Annotated in this window: 20 protein-coding genes and 1 pseudogene; 17 read left to right on the top strand and 4 right to left on the bottom strand. The window is 67.3% G+C overall.

Translation table 11 applies throughout. The features are described 5' to 3' along the window. The first annotated feature begins 154 nt into the window (after positions 1-154). The 17 genes and pseudogenes from ACSQ89_RS26380 to ACSQ89_RS26460 all read left to right on the top strand — a co-directional run bounded on the left by ACSQ89_RS26380 (position 155) and on the right by ACSQ89_RS26460 (position 17,430). A complete protein-coding gene (locus tag ACSQ89_RS26380) occupies positions 155-1,021 on the top strand; it encodes a fumarylacetoacetate hydrolase family protein (protein ID WP_436294120.1) in 867 nt (288 codons plus the stop codon). Then, the gene (locus ACSQ89_RS26385; protein ID WP_436294065.1) at positions 1,022-1,819 is read left to right on the top strand and encodes an alpha/beta fold hydrolase; all 798 of its coding nucleotides are present in this window, start codon (positions 1,022-1,024) and stop codon (positions 1,817-1,819) included. 81 nt (positions 1,820-1,900) lie between these two features. After that, on the top strand, positions 1,901-3,190 hold the full coding sequence (locus tag ACSQ89_RS26390; RefSeq protein ID WP_436294064.1) for an amidohydrolase family protein: 1,290 nt from the start codon (positions 1,901-1,903) through the stop codon (positions 3,188-3,190). A 10-nt stretch (positions 3,191-3,200) separates the two neighbouring features. After that, positions 3,201-4,484 (top strand): amidohydrolase family protein, encoded by a 1,284-nt coding sequence (locus tag ACSQ89_RS26395; RefSeq protein ID WP_436294063.1) that lies wholly within the window; start codon positions 3,201-3,203, stop codon positions 4,482-4,484. Next, a complete protein-coding gene (locus ACSQ89_RS26400) occupies positions 4,481-5,422 on the top strand; it encodes a branched-chain amino acid ABC transporter permease (protein ID WP_436294062.1) in 942 nt (313 codons plus the stop codon). Before ACSQ89_RS26395 ends, ACSQ89_RS26400 begins: the two co-directional genes overlap by 4 nt. Positions 5,423-5,445: 23 nt before the next feature. Beyond that, positions 5,446-6,597 (top strand): branched-chain amino acid ABC transporter permease, encoded by a 1,152-nt coding sequence (locus ACSQ89_RS26405; RefSeq protein ID WP_436294061.1) that lies wholly within the window; start codon positions 5,446-5,448, stop codon positions 6,595-6,597. After that, complete coding sequence (locus ACSQ89_RS26410) at positions 6,594-7,847, top strand: ABC transporter substrate-binding protein (protein WP_436294060.1); 1,254 nt, start codon at positions 6,594-6,596, stop codon at positions 7,845-7,847. The genes ACSQ89_RS26405 and ACSQ89_RS26410 overlap by 4 nt, the downstream gene beginning before the upstream one ends. Positions 7,848-8,013: 166 nt before the next feature. Next, positions 8,014-8,820 carry an ABC transporter ATP-binding protein gene (locus tag ACSQ89_RS26415; protein ID WP_436294059.1) on the top strand — a complete coding sequence of 269 codons (807 nt, stop codon included), beginning with the start codon at positions 8,014-8,016 and terminating at the stop codon, positions 8,818-8,820. Then, positions 8,820-9,317: pseudogene (locus ACSQ89_RS26420) on the top strand (ABC transporter ATP-binding protein); the annotation flags it as partial. The gene ACSQ89_RS26415 and the pseudogene ACSQ89_RS26420, both read left to right, overlap by 1 nt. 516 nt (positions 9,318-9,833) lie before the next feature. Next, positions 9,834-11,072, top strand: coding sequence for a Tm-1-like ATP-binding domain-containing protein (locus ACSQ89_RS26425; RefSeq protein WP_436294119.1), 1,239 nt, complete (start codon positions 9,834-9,836; stop codon positions 11,070-11,072). Positions 11,073-11,089: 17 nt separating this feature from the next. Then, positions 11,090-11,920 (top strand): phosphoenolpyruvate hydrolase family protein, encoded by an 831-nt coding sequence (locus ACSQ89_RS26430; protein ID WP_436294118.1) that lies wholly within the window; start codon positions 11,090-11,092, stop codon positions 11,918-11,920. Positions 11,921-11,935: 15 nt separating this feature from the next. After that, positions 11,936-13,630, top strand: coding sequence for a flotillin family protein (locus ACSQ89_RS26435; protein ID WP_436294058.1), 1,695 nt, complete (start codon positions 11,936-11,938; stop codon positions 13,628-13,630). A gap of 3 nt (positions 13,631-13,633) precedes the next feature. Continuing rightward, positions 13,634-14,074 (top strand): SRPBCC family protein, encoded by a 441-nt coding sequence (locus ACSQ89_RS26440; RefSeq protein ID WP_436294057.1) that lies wholly within the window; start codon positions 13,634-13,636, stop codon positions 14,072-14,074. A gap of 85 nt (positions 14,075-14,159) precedes the next feature. Beyond that, entirely contained in the window at positions 14,160-15,626 is a 1,467-nt protein-coding gene (locus ACSQ89_RS26445) for an SRPBCC family protein (RefSeq protein ID WP_436294056.1), read from the top strand. A gap of 16 nt (positions 15,627-15,642) precedes the next feature. Beyond that, positions 15,643-16,020, top strand: coding sequence for a VOC family protein (locus ACSQ89_RS26450; RefSeq protein ID WP_436294055.1), 378 nt, complete (start codon positions 15,643-15,645; stop codon positions 16,018-16,020). A gap of 73 nt (positions 16,021-16,093) precedes the next feature. After that, positions 16,094-16,585 carry an H-NS family nucleoid-associated regulatory protein gene (locus ACSQ89_RS26455; RefSeq protein ID WP_436294054.1) on the top strand — a complete coding sequence of 164 codons (492 nt, stop codon included), beginning with the start codon at positions 16,094-16,096 and terminating at the stop codon, positions 16,583-16,585. Between the two features lie 56 nt (positions 16,586-16,641). After that, on the top strand, positions 16,642-17,430 hold the full coding sequence (locus tag ACSQ89_RS26460) for a class I SAM-dependent methyltransferase (protein WP_436294053.1): 789 nt from the start codon (positions 16,642-16,644) through the stop codon (positions 17,428-17,430). A gap of 133 nt (positions 17,431-17,563) precedes the next feature. Here the strand turns inward: ACSQ89_RS26460 and ACSQ89_RS26465 are convergent, their stop codons facing one another. The 4 genes from ACSQ89_RS26465 to ACSQ89_RS26480 form a co-directional block, all read right to left on the bottom strand. Then, on the bottom strand, positions 17,564-17,935 hold the full coding sequence (locus ACSQ89_RS26465) for a hypothetical protein (protein WP_436294052.1): 372 nt from the start codon (positions 17,933-17,935) through the stop codon (positions 17,564-17,566). A 175-nt stretch (positions 17,936-18,110) separates the two neighbouring features. Then, positions 18,111-18,596, bottom strand: coding sequence for a hypothetical protein (locus ACSQ89_RS26470; protein ID WP_436294051.1), 486 nt, complete (start codon positions 18,594-18,596; stop codon positions 18,111-18,113). A 495-nt stretch (positions 18,597-19,091) separates the two neighbouring features. Further along, positions 19,092-20,147, bottom strand: a complete 1,056-nt coding sequence (locus ACSQ89_RS26475) for an adenylate/guanylate cyclase domain-containing protein (protein WP_436294050.1) — start codon at positions 20,145-20,147, stop codon at positions 19,092-19,094. Then, positions 20,140-20,481 (bottom strand): Hpt domain-containing protein, encoded by a 342-nt coding sequence (locus ACSQ89_RS26480; protein ID WP_436294049.1) that lies wholly within the window; start codon positions 20,479-20,481, stop codon positions 20,140-20,142. Before ACSQ89_RS26480 ends, ACSQ89_RS26475 begins: the two co-directional genes overlap by 8 nt. Positions 20,482-20,491 lie beyond the last annotated feature (10 nt).

Below are 20,491 nucleotides of genomic sequence, written 5' to 3' on the forward strand. Positions count from 1 at the left end.
CGAAGGGCTGGGCTTCGCTTGTGGAGGTCTGAGGTCGGCACGTATGATGCACCGATCCCGATTTGAGACGCAAGTCTCAAAATGGGCAGTTCCCTGATCTCGAGGCGGCCGGTGCCACCGGCAAGAACCGCGAGACATGATGGAGACAAATGCGATGCGCTTGGCCAGCTGGAGTTGGGGCGGACGCGATCACGTGGGCACGATCTCGCCGGACGGGCGTGAGGCCACGCCGCTTGCCGTGCGCGACGCATCGCTGGGTGCCCTGCCGCTGATACAGGCGCTCGCGCGCCACGAGCCGCTGCCGCAGCCTTCCGGCGCGCGGCTGCCGGTCGAGGTGCTCACGCTGCGCGCGCCGCTGCCGCGCCCGCTGCGCAGCCTGTTCTGCATCGGGCGCAACTACCGCGCGCACGCCACCGAGCTCGCGAGCACGGTGTTCCGCGAAACCATGCCCGAGAAAGACCCGTGGCCGATCGTCTTCGGCAAGCTGGGCGAGTGCGTGGTCGGACCGCACGACGTGGTGCGCCTGCCCTCGCCCGCCACCTCGGTGCAGATCGACTACGAATCGGAGCTGGCCGTGGTCATTGGCCGCGGCGGGCGCGACATCCCGCGCTCGCGCGCGATGGACCATGTGTTCGGCTACACGATCGTCAACGACGTGACCGCGCGCGACGTGCAGATGCGCCACCAGCAATGGGAGCTGGGCAAGAGCTTCGACGGCTTCTGCCCGATGGGACCGTGGATCGTGACCACCGACGAGGTCGACGGCCGCGCGACGCGCGTGCGCGGCTGGGTCAACGGCGCGCTGCGCCAGGACGGTCTGACGAAGGACATGATCTTCGACATCCCCACGCTGATCGAGACCTGCTCGCGCGGCATCACGCTGCATGCGGGCGACGTGATCGCGACCGGCACGCCGGCCGGCGTGGGCATGGGTCAGACGCCGCCGCAGTGGCTGAAGTCCGGCGATCTCATGCGCATCGAGATCGACGGCGTGGGCGTGATCGAGAACAGGTTCGAATAGATGACCTTCCAGTTGATCGACCGCATCGCGGTGGAAGAGGAAGGCGAAGGCCCTGCCGTCGTCTGCGTGCACGGCCTTGGTGGCAGCTCGAACAGCTTCACGCCGCTGATGCCGGCGCTGGCGCGGCATCGCGTGATCCGCGTCGACCTGCCGGGCAGCGGACGCTCGCAGCGGGCCGAGGGCGCGCTCTCGATCGAGCGCTATGTCGAAGCGCTGCTCGCCGTTTGCGAGCGGCTGAAGGTCACGCGGGCCCACTGGATCGGGCATTCGATGGGCACCATCGTCTGCCAGCACATCGCCGCCGACCATCCGAAGCTGGCGGCCAGCGTCGCGCTGTTCGGGCCGCTGATCGCGCCACCGGACGCCGCCCGTACCGCCATGCAGGCCCGCGCGGCGAAAGCACGTGAGGGCCCGGCCGGCATGCACGAGATCACCCAGTCGCTGCTGCAGGCTGCGATCTCCGCCGACACGCGCCAGCGGCTGCCGGTGGCGGTCGCGTTCGTGCGCGAGAGCCTGATGCGGCAGGACGGCGAAGCCTACGCGCGCAGCTGCGAAGCACTCGCCGGCGCGCAAGCCGCGGCGGTGGAGCGCATCGAAGCGCCCGTGCTGCTGGTCACCGGCGACGAGGACGGCGTGGCGCCGCCGCAGGCGGTGCGCGCCATGGCCGACAAGCTGCACAACGCGGCCAGCAAGCGCGTGGTGGTGCTGCCGCGCTGCGGCCACTGGACGCCGGTCGAGCGTCCGGAGGAATGCCAGCGCGAGCTGCGCGATTTCCTGGCAGCCAACGCGAGGAGCTGAAATGAGCCCACTGCCCGGCCGCCCGAAAGTGGGCTCGCTCCCCCTCGGGGGGAACGGCGCGCAGCGCCGAAGGGGGTACTGATGGCCGATGTGATGTTCACCAATGTGCGCATCTTCGACGGCGGCGGCGAAGCGCCCTTCACCGGCGACGTGCTGGTGCAGGGCAATCGCATCGCGCGCGTCGTGCCCACCGGCTACGGCGCCCGTTCCGCGCCGGTGATGGGCGCGCAGTTGATCGACGGCGCCGGTGCCTTCCTGATGCCGGGCATGGTGGAGGCCCACACGCATTTCTCGTGGAACGACCAGCCCAGCCTCGACGCGATCCAGCGCATGCCGCCCGAAGAGCACATCCTGTGGTGCGCCGAAGTCGCGAAGCGCTACCTCGACATGGGCTGGACCAGCTGCGTCGGCGCCGCGGCGGCCAAGCCGCGGCTCGACGTCGTGATCCGCAACGCGATCGCCGACGGCACCATCGTCGGCCCGCGCTACCTGGCCGCCAGCCAGGAGATCACCGTGCCCGGCGGCCTCGGCGACACCACGCAGCCGCACCTGCCGCAGCCCGAGTTCGCCTTCGGCGCGGTGGTCAGCGGTGTCGAGGAGATGCGGCGCTGCGTGCGCATGTTCGCCAAGTACGGCGTCGACTCGCTGAAGATCAATCTCTCGGGCGAGTCGATCACCGGCATGCCAAGCGAGATGAGCCAGTTCACCGAAGAGGAGATCTCGGTCTGCGTGCAGGAGGCCAAGGCCTGGGGCAAGCGCGTCGCGGCGCATGCGCGCTCCACCTGGTCGATCAAGCAGTGCGTGAAGCAGGGCATCGAGGTGATCTACCACGCCAGCTTCACCGACGAAGAAGCGCTCGACATGCTCGAGGAGCACAAGTTCGAGCACTTCATCGCGCCGGGGCTGGCCTGGCTCATCAACACCTGCCATCACGCGAGCGAATGGGGCCTGACGCCCGAGGTCACGCGCAAGATGGGTTACCACCGCGAGCTCGAGGCCGCGGTCGAGAGCATGCGTGCGATGCGCAAGCGCGGCATCCGCATCCTGCCCGGCGGCGACTACGGTTTCGCGTGGACGCCGCACGGCACCAACGCCAAGGACCTCGAGTACTTCGTCAAGTACGTCGGCATGAGCACGATGGAGGCGCTCTTGTCGGCCACCGCGTGGGGCGGCCCGATGATGCGCATGGGCAAGGTGCTCGGCTACATCCGCGAGGGCTACCTGGCCGACCTCCTGCTGATCGACGGCGACCCGCTGGCCGACATCAGCGTGCTGCAGGACAAGACCCGGATCCTGGCCGTGATGAAGGACGGCGAGTTCCACCGCGCGCCGCCGGTGCGGCGCACCCAGCCGACGCGCTGGGCTGCCTAGGAGAACCACGATGGCCGATGTCGTCTTCACCAACGTTCGCATCCTCGACGGCACGGGCCAGAACCCCTACACCGGCAGCGTGCTGGTGCGCGGCAACCGCATCCGCCAGGTCGGCCGCAGCACGGCGCCGATCGCGCCGGGCGGCGCCATGGTGGTCGACGGCGCCGGCGCCACGCTGATGCCCGGCCTGTGCGAGGCCCACACGCACTTCTCGTGGAACGACGCGGCCACGCTCGCAGCGATCCAGCGCATGCCGCTGGAGGAACACGTGCTGTGGTGCGCCAAGGTCGCAAAGCGCTATCTGGAGGCAGGCTTCACCTCCTGCGTCGGCGCGGCCTGCGCCAAGCCGCGGCTCGACGTGGTGATCCGCAACGCCATCAACGCCGGCCAGATTCCCGGCCCGCGCTACCTGGCCGCGAGTCAGGAGATCACCGTGCCCGGCGGCCTGGGCGACGAGACGCTGCCGCACCTGCCCTTCCCCGAATTCAGCTTCGGCGTGAACGTGAACTCGGCCGACGAGATGCGCAAGGTCGTGCGCATGTTCCTCAAGTACGGCGTCGACTCGATCAAGCTCAATCTCTCGGGCGACAACTTCACGCCCGACTCGCCGGCCGAGACCACCTGGATGAGCGATGCCGAGGTGCACGCCGCTATGGAGGAAGTGCGGGTGCGCGGCAAGCGCGGCACCGCGCACGCGCGCTCGGCAGCCTCGGTCAAGCAGGCGCTGCGCCACGGCATCGACGTGATCTACCACGCCAGCTTCACCGACGAGGAGACGCTGGACATGCTCGAGGCGGCGAAGGGCCGCATCTTCGTCGCGCCGGGCATCGCGATCATCTACGCGATGCTGCACGAGGCCGCGCCCTACGGCATCACGCACGAGAAGGCGGTCGCCATGGGTTACCAGATCGAGTGGGATGCGGCGCTCGAATCGCTCAAGGCCATGCACCGGCGCGGCGTGCGCATCCTGCCCGGCGGCGACTACGGCTTCGCCTTCACGCCGCATTGCCAGAACGCGCGCGACCTTGAGTTCTTCGTCAAGTACCTCGGCTTCACGCCGGCCGAGGCGATCCGCTCCGCCACGGTCTACGGCGGCCAGATCATGATGCGCGGCCACGAGCTCGGCGCCATCCAGGACGGCTACCTGGCCGACCTGCTGCTGGTCGACGGCGACCCGCTCGCCAACCTCGCCATCCTGCGCGATCCGAAGCGCATCCTCGCGGTGATGAAGGACGGCGAGTTCGCCAAGGCGCCGGAGATCGCGTCGCAGCGGGCATGGGAGCGGGCCGCATGACACGTAAACAGTGGGCCCTGTGGCTGCTCTTCGGCGTCCCGATCGCGGCGTTCGCGATCTGGGCCATCGCCGACAACGCGCCGCTCTTCTTCAAGACCCTGCTCAACGGCCTGACGCTGGCCTCGCTGTACTTCCTGGTCGCCAGCGGCTTCACGCTGGTCTTCGGCCTGATGCGCAATGTCAACCTCGCGCACGGCTCGCTCTACCTCTTCGGCGCCTACGTCGGCTGGTTCGTCGGAGAGCACACCGGCTCGTGGGTGCTGGCGGTCTTCGCCGGCTTCCTGTCCGCGGCGGTGCTCGGGCTTCTGATGCAGCTGCTCGTCTTCCGCCACATGCAAGGCCAGGACCTGCGGCAGACGCTGGTGACCATCGGACTCTCGATCGTGCTCGCCGACCTGATGCTCTGGATCTGGGGCGCCCAGATCTACACCTTCGACCCGCCGTCCTGGATCTACGGCTCGACCACCCTGCCACTGATCGCGAAGTTTCCGACCTATCGCCTGATGGTGCTGCTCGCCTCGATCGTGATCGGCGTCGGCCTGTGGCTGCTGCTGGCGCGCACCCGCATCGGCATGATGATCCGCGCCGGGGTGGACGACCGCGGCATGCTCGCGGCCTCGGGCGTCAACGTGCAGCTGGTGTTCGCGCTGACCTTCGCGATCGGCGCCGGGCTGGCCGGGCTCGCGGGCGTCGTTGGCGGCACGGCGCTGTCGATCTCGCCGGGTGAAGATACGCGCTACCTGCTGGCCTCGCTGGTGGTGGTGATCGTCGGCGGCATGGGCAGCGTGGTGGGCGCCGCGATCGGGGCGCTGCTGATCGGCCTCGCGGAGCAGTTCGGGCTCGCCTATGCGCCGACTTACAGCGTGGTGTTCACCTTCGTGATCATGGTGATTGCGCTGGCCTTCAAGCCGCGCGGGTTGATGGGGAGGAGCACATGAGCGCGGCGCAGTGGCGACGGGCCATGAATTCGTCCGCAGCTGCGGCGGGTGCAGCGCGCGGCGCGCGCGGGCCTGCCGCGATCCCTTCGACCGCGAGAAGGCCTGGCGCCGTCGCTGCGTCCGTAGAGGCGGGCACGCTGCGCCGGCTGCGCTCCATGCTTCACGCGGTGCGGGTGCGCCATGTCGCCGTCGCCGTGTTCGTGTTCGCCTACCCCTTCTTCGCCTCGCCCTTCTTCACCTTCCAGATCGGCGCCCAATCGCTCGCGCTCGGCCTGATCGCGCTGTCGCTCACCTTCCTCGGCGGCTACGGCGGCATGGTGTCGCTGGCGCAGATGACGGTGGCGGGCTTCGCGGCCTACATGCTGGCCATCTTCGGCACCAGCAGCAATGTCACGATCAGCCTCGGCTGGCCCTGGTGGCTGGCGCTCGCGGTCGCGATCTCGCTGGCCACGCTGTTCGCCGCCGCGGTGGGCTGGCTCTCGGTGCGCACCGAGGGCATCTACACGATCATGATCACGCTCGCGGTCGGCGTGGCCTTCTTCTACCTGGCGCAGCAGAACTACACCGTCTTCAACGGCTTCCAGGGCTTCAGCCGCATCGCGCCGCCGACGGTGTTCGAGCTCGACCTGCAGCAGCCGATGCCGTTCTATTTCCTGGTGCTCGCCTGTTCGCTTGCCGGCTACTTCTTCGTCAAGTACCTGATCCGCGCGCCCTTCGGCGTCGCGCTGCAGGGCATCCGCGACAACCCGCGCCGCATGCAGGCACTGGGCTACAACCTCACCGCGCACCGCGTGGCCGCCTATGCGGTGGCCGGCTTCCTCGCCGCGATGGGCGGCGTGCTGATGGTCTGGTACAACGGCCGCATCTCGCCCGGAACGGTCGGCACCGGCGCGATGATCAACATCCTCATCATCGCCGTGCTCGGCGGCATGAAGCACCCGATCGGCGCCTTCATCGGCGCGATCGTGTTCGTGCTCCTGCAGAACTTCGCGGTCGACCTGGTCGACCGCGAACGCTTCAATCTCGTGATCGGCGGAGTCTTCCTCGCGATCGTGCTGTTCTCCCCCGACGGGCTGCTGGGCTTGTGGCAACACCTCCGCACTCGCCTTCCCGGCCCGTTCATCACCCGCGGCCGCGGCCGCATTCACCAAATGACAACCAGGAGCGAGACATGAGCAGAAGCAGAAGAGTGTTCGGGCGCAGCATCGTCGGCGCCGCGGCGTTGATCACGATGGCCGGCTTGGCGCAGGCGCAGGAGACGCTGAAGATCGGCCTCCTGGCCACGCTCGAAGGCCCGTTCGCGGCGCCGGGGCAGGACAGCATGCGCGGCGCCGACCTGGCGCTCAAGCAGAAGAACGGCATGGCCGGCGGCAAGAAGATCGAGTTCGTCAAGGTCTCGTCCGACGCGACGCCCGACAAGGCCGTCAACGCCACCCGCAAGGCTGTCGAGCAGGACAAGGTGCCGATCATGATCGGGCCGCTGTCGGGCGATGAGGGCATCGCGGTCAAGAACTACGCGAAGACGCAGCCGAACATCACCTTCATCAACGGCTCGTCCGGCGCGCAGGCTGCGACGCTGACGGACCCGGCGCCGAACTTCTACCGCTTCAACACCGAAGGCGCGCAGTGGATGGTGGGCCTGGGCGAGCACGCGCTCGCCAAGGGCTACAAGAAGACCTACCTCATCGCCGAGGACTACGGCTTCCCCTACTCGCAGGTGCAGGGCTTCATGGCCAGCTACTGCGCCAAGGGCGGCAAGGTGGTCGACAAGGCCTGGGTGCCGCTGGGCACCAAGGACTACGCCTCGGTGATCGCGAAGATTCCGAAGGACGTCGACGCGCTGGTGGTGGTGCTCGGCGGTTCGGACGCAGTGAACTTCCTGACCCAGTACGAGCAGGCCGGCGGCGACAAGCCGATGATCGGCGGCTCGATCACGGTCGACCAGACGGTGCTCAACTTCAAGGGCAAGCGCCGCGAGTCGCTGTTGGGCACCGCGTCCGCGGGACCGATGGCCGATTCGATCGACACGCCCGAATGGAAGAAGTTCGTGGCCGACTACAAGGCCAACTTCAAGGACGGCTTCCCCAGCCCCTCGCTGTTCGCGTACCTGTACTACATCAACACCAAGGCGGCGCTCGACGCGCTCGATGCAGTCAAGGGCGATCTGTCGGGCGGCCAGAAGGCCTATCGCGAGGCGCTGCAGAAGACCAGCTTCAAGGGCCCGGCCGGCGAAGTGAAGATCGACGCCAACCGCAACGGCGTCGGCCCCACCTACATCACGGAAGTGGCAAAGGCCGCGGACGGCTCGTTCTACAACAAGGTCGTCAAGACGGTACCCAACATCACGCAGACGCTGGGCCTGCCGGAGGCGGAATTCAAGAAGATGGGTCTCGGCACGCGCGACGTACCGGATTGTCGGAAATGAAGCCCACCCCCGTTGCTTGCTCACTTCGTGTAGCCGCCTCCCCCCTCGAGGGGCCAACACCAGCGGCCCGGCGAAGCCGGTTCCGCGGTGTTTCCCGAACGGGCCACGCTTCGCGGGCCGGCTTCTTGGGTGCGTCGCGAGGGCGCGGCACGGCACAAGGCTAGAGATGGCCACGGTCACTCCCCTCCGATCGGCAGCGCCGCGCAGCGCCGGCGCTGCACAACTGCTGTCCGGCGATGCGCTGAGGCTGAGTGGGGTGACGCGGGCCTTCGGCGCGCTGCGCGCGGTCGACGATGTGTCGCTCACCGTCGCTGCCGGTCAGAAGTACGCAATCCTCGGCTCCAACGGGGCCGGCAAGACGACGCTGTTCAACGCCATCACGGGCGACTTCCCACCCACCGCGGGGCGGATCCATTTCTTCGGCGAAGACATCACCGAGCTGCCGCCGCACGAACGCATCCGCAAGGGCTTGCGGCGCACCTACCAGTCCTCGTTGCTGTTTCGCGAGCTGACGGTGCGCGACAACCTGTTCCTCGCGGTGCGCGGGGTTGCCAGCGGCCGCTTCAGCTGCTGGCGGCCGCGCGCGACCGACGCGTCCATGGTCGCGACCCAGGACCTGCTCGAACGCTCGCGCCTGGCCCACATCGCGAACGAGCGCGTCGCCAATCTGGCCCATGGCCAGCAGCGCCAGCTGGAGATCGGCATGGCGTTGGCCGGCGCGCCGCGCCTGATCCTGTTCGACGAACCGGCCGCGGGCCTGTCGCCGGCCGAGCGCCGCGAGCTCGTCGCGCTGCTGCGCTCGCTGCCTGCGCACATGAGCTTCGTCCTGATCGAGCACGACCTCGACATCGCCTTGCGCGTGGTCGACAGAGTCACCGTGATGCACAACGGGCGCGAGCTTCGCACCGGCAGTCCCGGCGAGATCGAGAACGACGCGCAGGTGCAGGCGATCTACATGGGGAGCCGGCACTGATGACCTGGTTGCGCGCCAAGCACGACAACGCGAGCAGCGGCAGCGCGCCGGCGCTCGCGATCGAGGCGCTCGACGTCTTCTACGGCCGCGCCCATGCGCTGCAGGGCGTGAGCCTGACGCTGGAACGCGGCGTGTTCGGCATCGTCGGCCGCAACGGCATGGGCAAGACCACGCTGTGCAACGCGCTCACCGGGCTGGTGCCGGCGCGCGGCAGCATCCGGCTCGCGGGCGAGGAGATCCTCGGCCTGGCGCCGAACGAGATCACGAAGCGCGGCATCGCCTACGTGCCGCAGGGACGCCGCGTGTGGCCCTCGCTCTCGGTCGACGAGACGCTGCGCCTGGTCGCCGTCCGGCGGCGCGAAGTCGACCGCATCTACGCCATGTTCCCGCGCCTCGCCGAACGCCGCGGCCACGGCGGCGCGCAGCTCTCCGGCGGCGAGCAGCAGATGCTCGCGATCGGGCGCGCGCTGCTGCTGGACCCGAAGCTGCTGGTGATGGACGAGCCCACCGAGGGCCTGGCGCCGGTGATCGTCGAGCAGGTGGCGCAGGCGCTGCGCGATCTCGCGACCGAAGGCAGGATCGCGGTGCTCCTGATCGAGCAGAACCTCGGCGTGGCGATCTCGGTGGCCGACCGGATCGGCGTGATGGTCAACGGCCGCATCGCGCAGCAGATGCCGATCGCGCAGCTCGCTGGCGATCGCGAGCTGCAGGAGCGCCTGCTCGGCGTGCGCTCGAACGGCCATGACGAGGAAGCCGGGCTCGACGCCGAGGACGGCGGCATCGAGCAGCCCGCGCCCACACAAGTGTTCACCGTGCGCCGCGCGCATGGCGAGGGCGCGCCTTCGCTCGACGATCTGGCGCCCAGCAGGGTGCGCGGCTTCACGCGCTGGAACGCCGGCGGCACGGCCGCGCCCGTGGTCGACATCGCGCGGGTCGCGCCACTACCGCCCGCAGCGCCGGCATCGGCCATCGCGCCGGCCCCGCCTCCGGCCGCATCGCCCCGGGTCTTCGACTTGCCCGTCGCCGCCAGCAGCGCTCGCGCGGCCTACGTGGCCGGCACCTTCGACACCAAGGGCCGCGAGCTGTTCTTCCTGCGCCAGTGCCTGGAGCGCTCGGGCCTGCGCGTGGTCACGGTCGACCTGTCGACCTCCGGCCGGACCTCGTCGGCCAGCGTGCATCCGCGCGAGGTGGCGCGCCACCACCCGCAAGGCGAGTCGGCCGTTTTCAGCGGCGACCGCGGCAGCGCGACCGCCGCGATGGCGCTCGCCTTCGAAGCCTTCGTGCAGACGCGGCGCGACCTCGGCGGCATCATCTCCGCCGGCGGTTCCGGCAACACCTCGATGGCCACCCAGGGCATGCGCGCACTGCCGATCGGCGTGCCGAAGATGATGGTCTCGACCATGGCCAGCGGCGACACACGGCCCTACGTGGGTCCGAGCGACATCTGCATGATGTACTCGGTCACCGACGTGCAGGGCATCCATCGCATCAGCGAATGCGTGCTTGCCAACGCCGCGAACGCGCTGGCCGGAATGATCGCCCACCCGCCGGTCCGCTCGACCTCCAGCAAGCCGGCAATCGGCCTCACGATGTTCGGCGTGACGACGCCCTGCGTGCAGGCGGTCACCAAGCGCCTCGAGGACAGCTACGACTGCCTGGTGTTCCATGCCACCGGCGTCGGCGGCCAGTCGATGGAAAAGCTCGCCGACTCGGGCATGCTCGCCGGCGTGATCGACGTCTCGACGACCGAGATCGCGGACGAGATCGCAGGCGGCGTGCTCTCGGCCGGAGCGGCGCGCATGGACGTGTTCGCGCGCCATGCGCTGCCCTATGTCGGCTCCTGCGGCGCGCTGGACATGGTGAACTTCGGCGCCTGGGACACGGTGCCCGAGCGCTTCAAGGCGCGCAAGCTCTACCGCCACAACCCGACCGTGACGCTGATGCGGACCACGGCCGACGAGTGCCGCGCGATCGGCGAGTTCATTGCCGCCAAGCTCAACGCGATGCGCGGACCGGTGCGCTTCCTGATTCCCGAAGGCGGCGTCTCCGCGATCGACCGGCCGGGTCAGCCCTTCCACGACCCGGAGGCCGACCGGGCGCTGTTCGCCGCGATCGAGCAATCCTTCCGAAGCGGCATCGACCGCAAGCTGCAGCGCTTGCCGCTGCATATCAACGACGAGGCCTTTGCCGACGCGCTGGTCAGCGCGTGGCACGAGGTGTCCAGACCCACGGCCGGCGCACGGCGCGCCTGATCGCCCACGACCCGACCATGCCCCGCATCGCCAGATCCACGCTGCTCGAACGCTTCCGCGCCAAGATCGCCGCCGGCCGGCCGATCATCGGCGGCGGCGCCGGCACCGGCCTGTCGGCGAAGTGCGAGGAAGCCGGCGGCATCGACCTGATCGTGATCTACAACTCGGGCCGCTACCGCATGGCCGGCCGCGGCTCGCTCGCGGGCCTGCTGGCCTACGGCAACGCGAACCAGATCGTCTGCGAGATGGCGCACGAGGTGCTGCCGGTGGTGAGGAACACGCCGGTGCTGGCGGGCGTCAATGGCACCGACCCATTCATGATCCCGGAGGAGTTCCTTCAGCGGCTGATCGGCCTCGGCTTCTCGGGCGTTCAGAACTTCCCGACCGTCGGGCTGATCGACGGCACCTTCCGAGCGAACCTCGAAGAGACCGGCATGGGTTACGCGCTCGAGGTCCAGATGATCGAACGCGCCCGCGCGCTCGACCTGCTGACCACGCCCTATGTGTTCAGCGAGGCCGATGCGCGCGCGATGGCCGCGGCCGGCGCGGACATCATCGTGTGCCACCTGGGCCTCACCACCGGCGGCGCGATCGGCGCAGAGACGGCGCTCACGCTGGCCGATTGCGTGGATCGCATCAACTCGTGGGCGGCGGCAGCCCACGCGGTGAACCGGGAAGCGATCGTGCTGTGCCACGGCGGCCCGATCGCCACGCCCGAGGATGCGCAGCACGTGCTGGCGCATTGCCCCGCATGCCACGGCTTCTACGGCGCGAGTTCGATGGAGCGGTTGCCGGTCGAGGCAGCGCTCACCGAGACCACCCGCCGCTTCGTTCAGATCACCCGATAACAGGAGAGCAGATCCATGTCAGGCGCTCAATTCGGCAGTTTCATCTTGGGGCTGATCGTTGTCGCGATTGTCGTCGCCATCGCGGTCTGGCTGCTCCACTGGCTGTACCTGCGCAGCTCCAAGGAGCGGGCCTTCGTGCGCACCGGCCTCGGCGGCCAGAAGGTGGTGCTCGACGGCGGCGCCTTCGTGCTGCCGATCGTGCACGACGTGATTCCGGTCAACATGAACACGCTGCGCCTCGAAGTGAGCCGCGGCCGCGACAAGGCGCTGATCACCAAGGACCGCATGCGCGTCGACGTGATCGCCGAGTTCTATGTGCGCGTGGCCGCCAACGCCGATGCGGTGGCGGCGGCGGCGCAGACGCTGGGCCTGCGGACGATGGAGCCGGACCAGTTGAAGGAGCTGGTCGAGGGCAAGTTCGTCGACGCGCTGCGCACCGCCGCCGCCGAGATGACGATGGAGGAACTGCACGAGAAGCGCGGCGCCTACGTCAGGCGCGTGCGCGAAGCCGTGGCCGAGGATCTGACCAAGAACGGCCTCGAACTCGAAGCCGCCTCGCTGACGCAGCTGGACCAGACCGGCATGGAGTTCTTCAACCCGAGCAATGCCTTCGATGCCGAGGGCCTGACGCGCCTGACCGAACAGATCGAGCACCGCAAGAAGCAGCGCAACGACGTCGAGCAGGACACGCTGATCGCGATCCGCAACAAGAATCTCGAGGCGGAGAAGCTCTCGCTCGAGATCGATCGCGAAGGCGAGTACGCGCGCCTGACGCAGCAGCGCGAGGTCGAGATCGCGCGCGCCCGTCAGCGTGCCGAGGTGGCCACGGAGCGGGCCCAGCGCGAACAGGCGGCCGAAGGCGCGCAGATCGCCGCCAAGCAGAGCATCGACGCGGCACGCATCCGCTCCGAACAGACCATCGAGGAGGAGCGCATCGGCAAGGAGCGCGCGATCCAGAGCGCCGAGATCGAACGCCGCATGTCGCTCGAGCTCGCCGAGCAGCAGCGCGCGATTGCGGTCGCGCGCGAGAGCAAGGCGCAGAGCGAGGCCCAGGCCGAGGCCGAAACCGCCCGTGCGCTGGCGGTCTCGGCCGAGGAGAAGGTGTTCACGGCGCGCGAGGTCGAGATGGCCGAGCGCAAGAAGGCCATCGAGCTGATCGGCGCGGCGCAGATCGCCGAACGCGACGCGCTGCGCCTCACTTCTGCGGCGCAGGCCGAGAAGGACGCCAGCGCCGACCGCGGCGCGGCGGTGCGCGCTCAAGCAGAGGCCGACGCCGATGCCGAGAAGATCAAGTCGATGGCGATGCGCGTGCGTGCCGAGATCGAAGCCGAGGCGGCGCGCATGATGAACGAGGCGCACAACATGCTGTCGCCCGAGGCGCGCATGTCGGCGCTGCGCATGAAGCTGGTCGAGAAGGCCGAGGCGATCATCCGCGAGTCGGTGCGGCCGATGGAGCGCATCGAGGGCATCAAGATCCTGCATGTCGACGGTCTGGGCGGCTCGTCGGGCGCGGGCGCCCAGAACGGCGACGGCGGCGGCTTTGCCGACGGGTTGGTCAACTCCGCGTTGCGTTTTCGCGCGCAGGCGCCGCTGGTGGATCAATTGCTTCGCGAGATCGGCATCGAAGGCGGCGACATTCAACGCCTGGTGGGTGATGTCAGCGGCGCCCACGTCGCGCTTCCTTCGGGCACTGGCAAGGCCAAGGAATAACGCATGGTGCAGGTGTACGTTTCGAGCGTCATCGACGCGAGTGCAGACAGCGTGTGGTCGCGCATCCGCGATTTCAACGGCCTGCCGCAGTGGCACCCGCTGATCGCGGACAGCCGGATCGAGAACAACCAGCCTGGCGATCGTGTCGGCTGCATCCGCCACTTCCACCTGCGCGATGGCGGCATGGTCCGCGAGAAGCTGCTGGCCTTGTCGGACTATGAATACAGCTGCACCTACGAGATCCTCGAGAGCCCGATGGGCGTGACGCACTACACGGCCACGCTCAAGCTGACGCCGGTGACCGATGGCGCACGCTGCTTCGCCGAGTGGAGCGCGGAGTTCGACTGCGATGAGGGCCGCGAGCGCGAGCTGACCGAGTCGACCGGCAGCGGCGTGTTCCAGGGCGGCTTCGATGCACTGAAGCGCCACTTCAGCAAAGGCTGATGGACCCCCACGCTCATCACTTCGTGTATTCGCTGCCCCCCGAGGGGGCGCAGGCCTCCCTTGGGGCGGCCCGGCGGGAGGCCTGATGCTGCAAAGAGTCGTGCGCTCGACCATCATCGACGCGCCGATCGAGCGCGTGTGGGCGGTGCTGCGCGACTTCAACAGCCATGAAGCGTGGCATGAAGTGGTCGAGACCAGCCGCATCGAAGGCGGCGAGCGCAGCGACCAGATCGGCTGCGTGCGCAGCTTCACGCTCCGAGACGGCAACCGCATCCGCGAGCAGTTGCTGACGCTGTCGGACACCGAGCACAAGAGCACCTACTGCATCGTCGAGGCCACGGTGCCGCTGCAGCGCTACGTGGCCACCGTCACGCTCAAGCCGGTGACCGACGGCAACCGCACCTTCTGGCATTGGGAATCGACCTTCGCCACGCCGCCCGGCATGGAACGCGAACTGCGCGACATGGTGGCGCAAGGCGTCTACGAGGCCGGCTTCGAGAACCTGCGCCGGCATTTGCGGCAAGGCAGCGATCTGCAACCGGCGGGCCGCGCCGCGGCGATGCCCATGGCTCTGGCCGTGCCCACGCGCCGTGTCGTCGTCGAGCGCTACGGCGGGCCCGAGGCGCTGCGCCCGCAAGAGGCCGAAGCCCCGGCGCCGCGCGAGGGCGAGGTGCGCATCCGGCAGCGCGCCATCGGCGTCAACTTCATCGACGTGTACCTGCGGCGCGGCTGGGTGCCGTCCCTGCTTCCCCTTCCCGGCGTGCCCGGCATGGAGGCCGCCGGCAGCGTGCTCGATGTCGGGCCGCAGGTCAGCGGCCTCCTGCCCGGCGACCGCGTGGCCTACCTCGGCCCGGTGCCCGGCGCGTATTGCGAGGTGCGCTGCGTGCCGGCCGCTTGGGTGGTGCGGCTGCCCGCGGCGATCGAGGACGAACTCGCCGCCGCGCTGCTGCTCAAGGGCATCACCGCCGACTACCTGTTGCGCGCCCTCGGGCGCGTGCAGCGCGGCACGCGGCTGCTGGTCCATGCGGCAGCCGGCGGCGTGGGCCTGCTGGTCTGTTCCTGGGCGCGCCGTCTCGGCGCGGTCGTGCTGGGCACCGTATCGAGCGAGGAGAAGGCCCGCGTCGCGCGCGAGCACGGCTGCGAGCACGTGATCGTGACCCGCGACTACCATTTCGCCGATGCCGTGCAGCGCGCCTGCGGCGGCGCCGACGTGGTGATCGACGGCCTGGGCGAAGCGGCCCGCGACGAGAACCTCGCCGCCCTCGCGCGCCGCGGCCACTGGATCAGCCTCGGCCAGGCCAGCGGCCCGCTGGCGCCATTGCCAGCCGACGCGCTGCTCGCCAAGTCGCTGAGCTTTTCGCGGCCCGTGGTGTTCGACTACGTGGCGACGAACGAGCAGCTCGCAAAGCGCGCACAACGGGTCTGGGACGCGCTCGCCGACGGCACGATCAAGGCGCCGCCGATCGAACGCTATTCACTGAACGCCGCGGCAGAGGCGCACGCGCGGCTCGAATCGCGCGCCACCATCGGCGCGCTGGTGTTGCTGCCATGAACAAGGAGAGAGCGAAATGATCGTCGGGATGAATCACTTCACCGTCACGGCCGAGGACGAGAAGAAGACCCTGGATTTCTACACGGGCCTGCTCGGGCTCACCATCGGCCATCGACCGGACCTCGGCTTTCCCGGCGCGTGGCTCTACGGCGAAGGGCCGCAGGCGTTGCTGCACCTTTACTTTGGGCGGCCGGTGCCGGCGCAGCGCACCGGCGTCATCGACCACATGGCTTTCACCGCACGCGACCTGCGTGCCGTGAAAGCCCGCTTCGACCAGAGCGGCACGAAGTACGAGCTGCGGCAGCAGGCGGGTGCGGGCACCTGGCAGCTGTTCTGCCACGACCCCAATGGAGCGAAGGTCGAACTCGACTTCGACGCCTCCGAGAAGCCGTAGCGGCAGTCGCATTTTGGCAAGGCTTGTCAATGAGACTAAAGTCGAGTCTTTCCAAATCTCGGAACCAAGGTCAATGACTCAAAGCTACAAGCAGATCCAAAAGCAAATCGAGACTCTCCAGCGCCAAGCTGAGAAGTTGCGCAAGCAGGAGGTCGATGGAGTAGTTGCGCGCATCAAGGTGGCCATCGCCCACTACGGGCTCACTCCAGAGCAGTTGGGCTTCGGAGCGACTGCCGGCAGTGTGAAGGCGAAGGCAGGAAAGACTGCCCCCACTCGGTCAACGAAGTACAGCGACGGTCAAGGCAATTCCTGGTCAGGCATTGGGAAACGCCCATACTGGCTGCGTGACGCTCTCAATGCCGGCAGGGCGCTCGAAGAGTTCGCCACCGCGGCTTCGTCGTCGGGCGCGTCGAGCGCAAAAAAGCTCAATAAGTCCAAGAAGCGGAAGTCCAAGGTTGTGTATCGAGATGAGGCTGGACACACATGGTCGGGAATGGGCCCGCGGCCGCGCTGGTTGAAAGAGGCGCTGGATGCGGGAAAGACACTCGAGGAGATGACTGCCTGAGACACGGCTGACGCGCCGCACCGGATGTCTGCAATGCAGGTTCTGAGGAGTTTCAAATGGCAGTGTTCGTAGCGACCGACCCTGAGGGCTATGAAGCATATGTCGGTCGAGGAAGCCAACGCCTTGCACCGTCCGTTGTTCGATTCGCAGGTGTTTCGGCAAACGAGGCCGTCCTTGACGTGGGTTGCGGCACAGGCCATCTGACGCGTGCCATATCGCTCGTCGGGGCGCGCGCAACCGGCGTCGATCTGTCTCCCTCTTACGTTGAATTTGCACAGCGTGTGACCGCAAGGCAGGACGTGGTCTTCGAAGTCGGCGATGCCCTTAACCTTTCGTACCAGGAAGGGGTTTTCGACCGCGCGCTATCCATGCTCGCGCTGGACGTGCTTCCGGACTCCGCCCAGGGCCTGCGCGAGATGAAGCGGGTCACGCGCAAGGGCGGCATGGTCACTGTGGTCGTCAACAATTTCCGCTGCGGCTGGACGCCATTCAGCCTGGTTTGGGACGCTGCTGCCGTCCTCGATGCAGACGGCGCTGTAATGCGCGACGAAATGGTCTCGAAGGCGCTCGGTTGGCCCGGAGGACTCGCGGACTTGTTCGAAGCTGCGAGCTTCACCGCCGTCGTGGAAGAGCAACTTGCCGCCCTATTCGAGTACCAGTCGTTTGATGACTACTGGTCTACGTTCCTCACCGGGCAAGGAAAGACGGGCAGCTACGTGACGCAGCTTGCAATGTCGAAACGCGACGAACTGAAGCATCATGTCCGAGCAGCGTATCTCTGCGGCTTGCCTGACGGACCACGCGCCCTGACAACGTCGTTTTGGGCTGTCCGCGGAGTTGTCTAGGCGCGTTGGTGCAAGAGCAATGTCTATATAGGGCCCGAAGCTCGCCGGCCGCGACCGGCGACAGTCGGCCAACAGATGCTATGTGGACTACCCGAGTCGTCCCCGTTTAGTTAGAGTCAAGGCGCAGGCGCCCCTAACTCGCAATGAGGACGCGAACAAGAACGACGAGGAACCCCACAGCAACGAGCGCGGTGACTGCCGCCGTCACGGGGTGGGGCGGTCCGTCGTCCGCGTTTTGTCGTGTCGACGTGGCGTAGGCGTGAGGTGTTGACGCGGCCATGTCAAAAGCGGTGCTGAACGGGCTGTAGAGCGCGCCGCCATGGCTTACCCAGTCAGACTCGTCGGCCTGGAAACCGACGCCGACTGATTGTTCGATCGGGACGACGTCGACGGAGGACGGCTTTTGAGGTTCGGCCGCGAACAGCGGTGCACCCGCGGTTGCCGTCAGGGCTGCCAGGCAAAAACCTGCAAGCGCTCGGCGCGCTCCACGTTGTCCATGCACCACGACGATGTCCTTGGTGTTGGCCGAGATGGCCGTTACTACTTGCTGCCGATTGCCTGGTGCGCTTGATGAGTGTCCAAGATCAGGACGCTGGCCTGATCACATCCGGGCAGGGCGAATCCGCAATGGGGAAAGGGCCCCGAGCTTGCCCAGGGTCCCTTCCGACGCGGCCTCTTGCTTAGTTGGGGCAAGAGCCTGGGATACTCACGAAGCTTCTGGCGAAGGTGCCGGTTGGCACAATCGAGACGCCGTTGGTCAAGTCAGTGAGCAGCACGTCTGTGTATCTGACGCATGCCAACACAAGGTCTTGACCGGATGGGCAAGAAAAGGTCCCCTCGTCCGGAGGCCCAGCTTCCAGGCTGCCCCTGACTCGGCCGTTCTTGGTGGCCGGAAATGTGCCATCAGCCCGAACGGCTCCCGTGACGTTGGTCTTGTTGCTGGCGCTCGGATTCTTTCCCCCGTGGTTGATGCACGCGTACACCGCCGCGCCCTGAGCTGTGAGGCTTTCGAGCACTGTTGCATTACCCACTCCGGCTTCATCAAAACTGACCACTAGGGCCCCATTCGAATTCACGGATGCGTCGGCACTGAAGAAGTGTGCCGCGGCGAGCGCCTGTCCGGCTCCAAACGTCAGCATTGCCGCTATCAGTAGTGTCTTCTTCATATTAAGCCTCCAAGTAAGATTGAAAATCATCTGTTCTTGGGTGCGTCTCGGTGCTGGCGATGAGATCAACATCGCGGCGCCCTGAGAACACATGGCATGCTGAACTTAATAATAAAGTTTGACATTAGACAAACGAAATAGGCGAAGGCGGAACTTATCCCCGTTGAAACACGCAACAGGTTCCGAACACAATTTCCTCGGATGCGCAAACTCATTGCCCTGCGAGACGGGTACCGTTTCGCTGTACCGCCCTCTATGGCTTCAACAGAAAGCCTTGCGGCTCGATACCCTTTTGGCGACGGTGTCGGAATGCGCTGACATGTTGGCCCCTCCTAGGGCCAGTTGCACCCGTTGTAGCTGGTTACGATAGTTTCGTTCGTCAGTTACGAATTGATGCCTGCCATTTCGGAAAGCTACAAGTCGCGGTCGCTTACGTTGGCACGTTCGAAAACTCGATTTATGGACGCTGCCTCTTTGCAGCCGCACGGCGACCCTTCACTCTGATGCGTTGCTGCCAGTGACGGCGTACACCTCGACCGGCGCCGCCTTGCCCCGGAACGACGCCGCCCCGAGGGGCTCGACCGGAATGCGTCCACCGAGTGCCATGCAGGTTGCCGGATCGATCAGGATCGTCCGCTTCGCAAGCTTGGTGTGCGCCTCGAGTCGTGCGGCAAGGTTCACCGTGTCGCCGATGCAGGTGTAGGTCGCGCGCTGCTGCGTGCCGGTGTAGCCCGCCACCATTTCGCCGGTGGCGATTCCCACGCCGATTCGGATCGCAGGCTTGTCCGCAGCGATGCGCTCTGTGTTCAGCAGCTCGATCATCTCGACCATGTCGAGCGCCGCGCGCACCGCGGCCGCGCTGTGGTCGGGCAGCGGCAGCGGGGCGCCGAAGATGGCCATCAGCCCGTCGCCGATCATCTGGTTCACCACGCCGCCATGGCCGTTGATCGCGTCGAACATCAGCGTGTAGTACGTGTTCAGCAGTTCGATCGTCTCTTCGGGCGGCTGCGACTCGACCAGCGCGGTGAAGCTGCGAATGTCGGAGAACATCACCGCGCCTTGCACGCGTCGCCCGCCGAGCGCGAAGCCGGATTGCTGCAGGTCCTGCGCGACCTCGGAGGTGGCGAAGCGGCGCACCAGCTCCTTCTGCTGGTCGCGCAGGCGCTTCTTCTCGAGGCTGGCGCCGATGCGCGCCTTCAGCAGTACCGCATTGACCGGCTTGTGCAGGTAGTCCTCAGCGCCGAGCTCGATGCAGCGCACGATGGTGGCCACGCCCTCGAGCGACGAGGTCACGATCACGGGCAGGTCGTGCAGCTTCGGATCGGCGGTCAGTTGCTCCAGCACCTGGAAGCCGTCCATCTCGGGCATTTCCATGTCGAGCAGCAGCAGGTCGTAGGTGTCGCGCCGCAGCAGCTCCAGGGCGACACGTCCGTTCTCGGCGCTGTCGACGCGGTGGCCCTGCAGTTCGAGGCTGCGGGTCAGCAGCAGGCGATTGACCTTGTTGTCGTCCGCCACGAGGAGGTGGGCCGGCGCGTGGCGCAAGTCAACCATGGATCAGCTCCGTCAGAGCCGCGGCGACCCGGGCGTACTCCAGCGCCAGCGCGTCGAGTGCATTCGATTGCTGCGCGGCCGCCAGGCCCCCGAGTTCCTGTTCGCGCGCCATCGCGCCCAGCGTATGCGCGCCGAAGGTGAGACTGTTCGACTTGAGCGAATGCGCAGCGCGGCGGAAGTCATCAGCATTGCCCGAGTCCATCGCGTCGCGAAGCTCCTTCAGCATCGCCGGTGCCTCTTCGAGAAAGGTCTGCACCAGTTCCTTGACAAAGTCGGCTCCCGCGGTGTCCTGCAGTTCCGCAAAAGTCGCGAGGTCGATGGTCGCAGCGCTCATGTCATCGCTC

This window comes from Variovorax sp. LjRoot175 (genome assembly GCF_964253805.1).
GTDB lineage: Bacteria > Pseudomonadota > Gammaproteobacteria > Burkholderiales > Burkholderiaceae_C > Variovorax.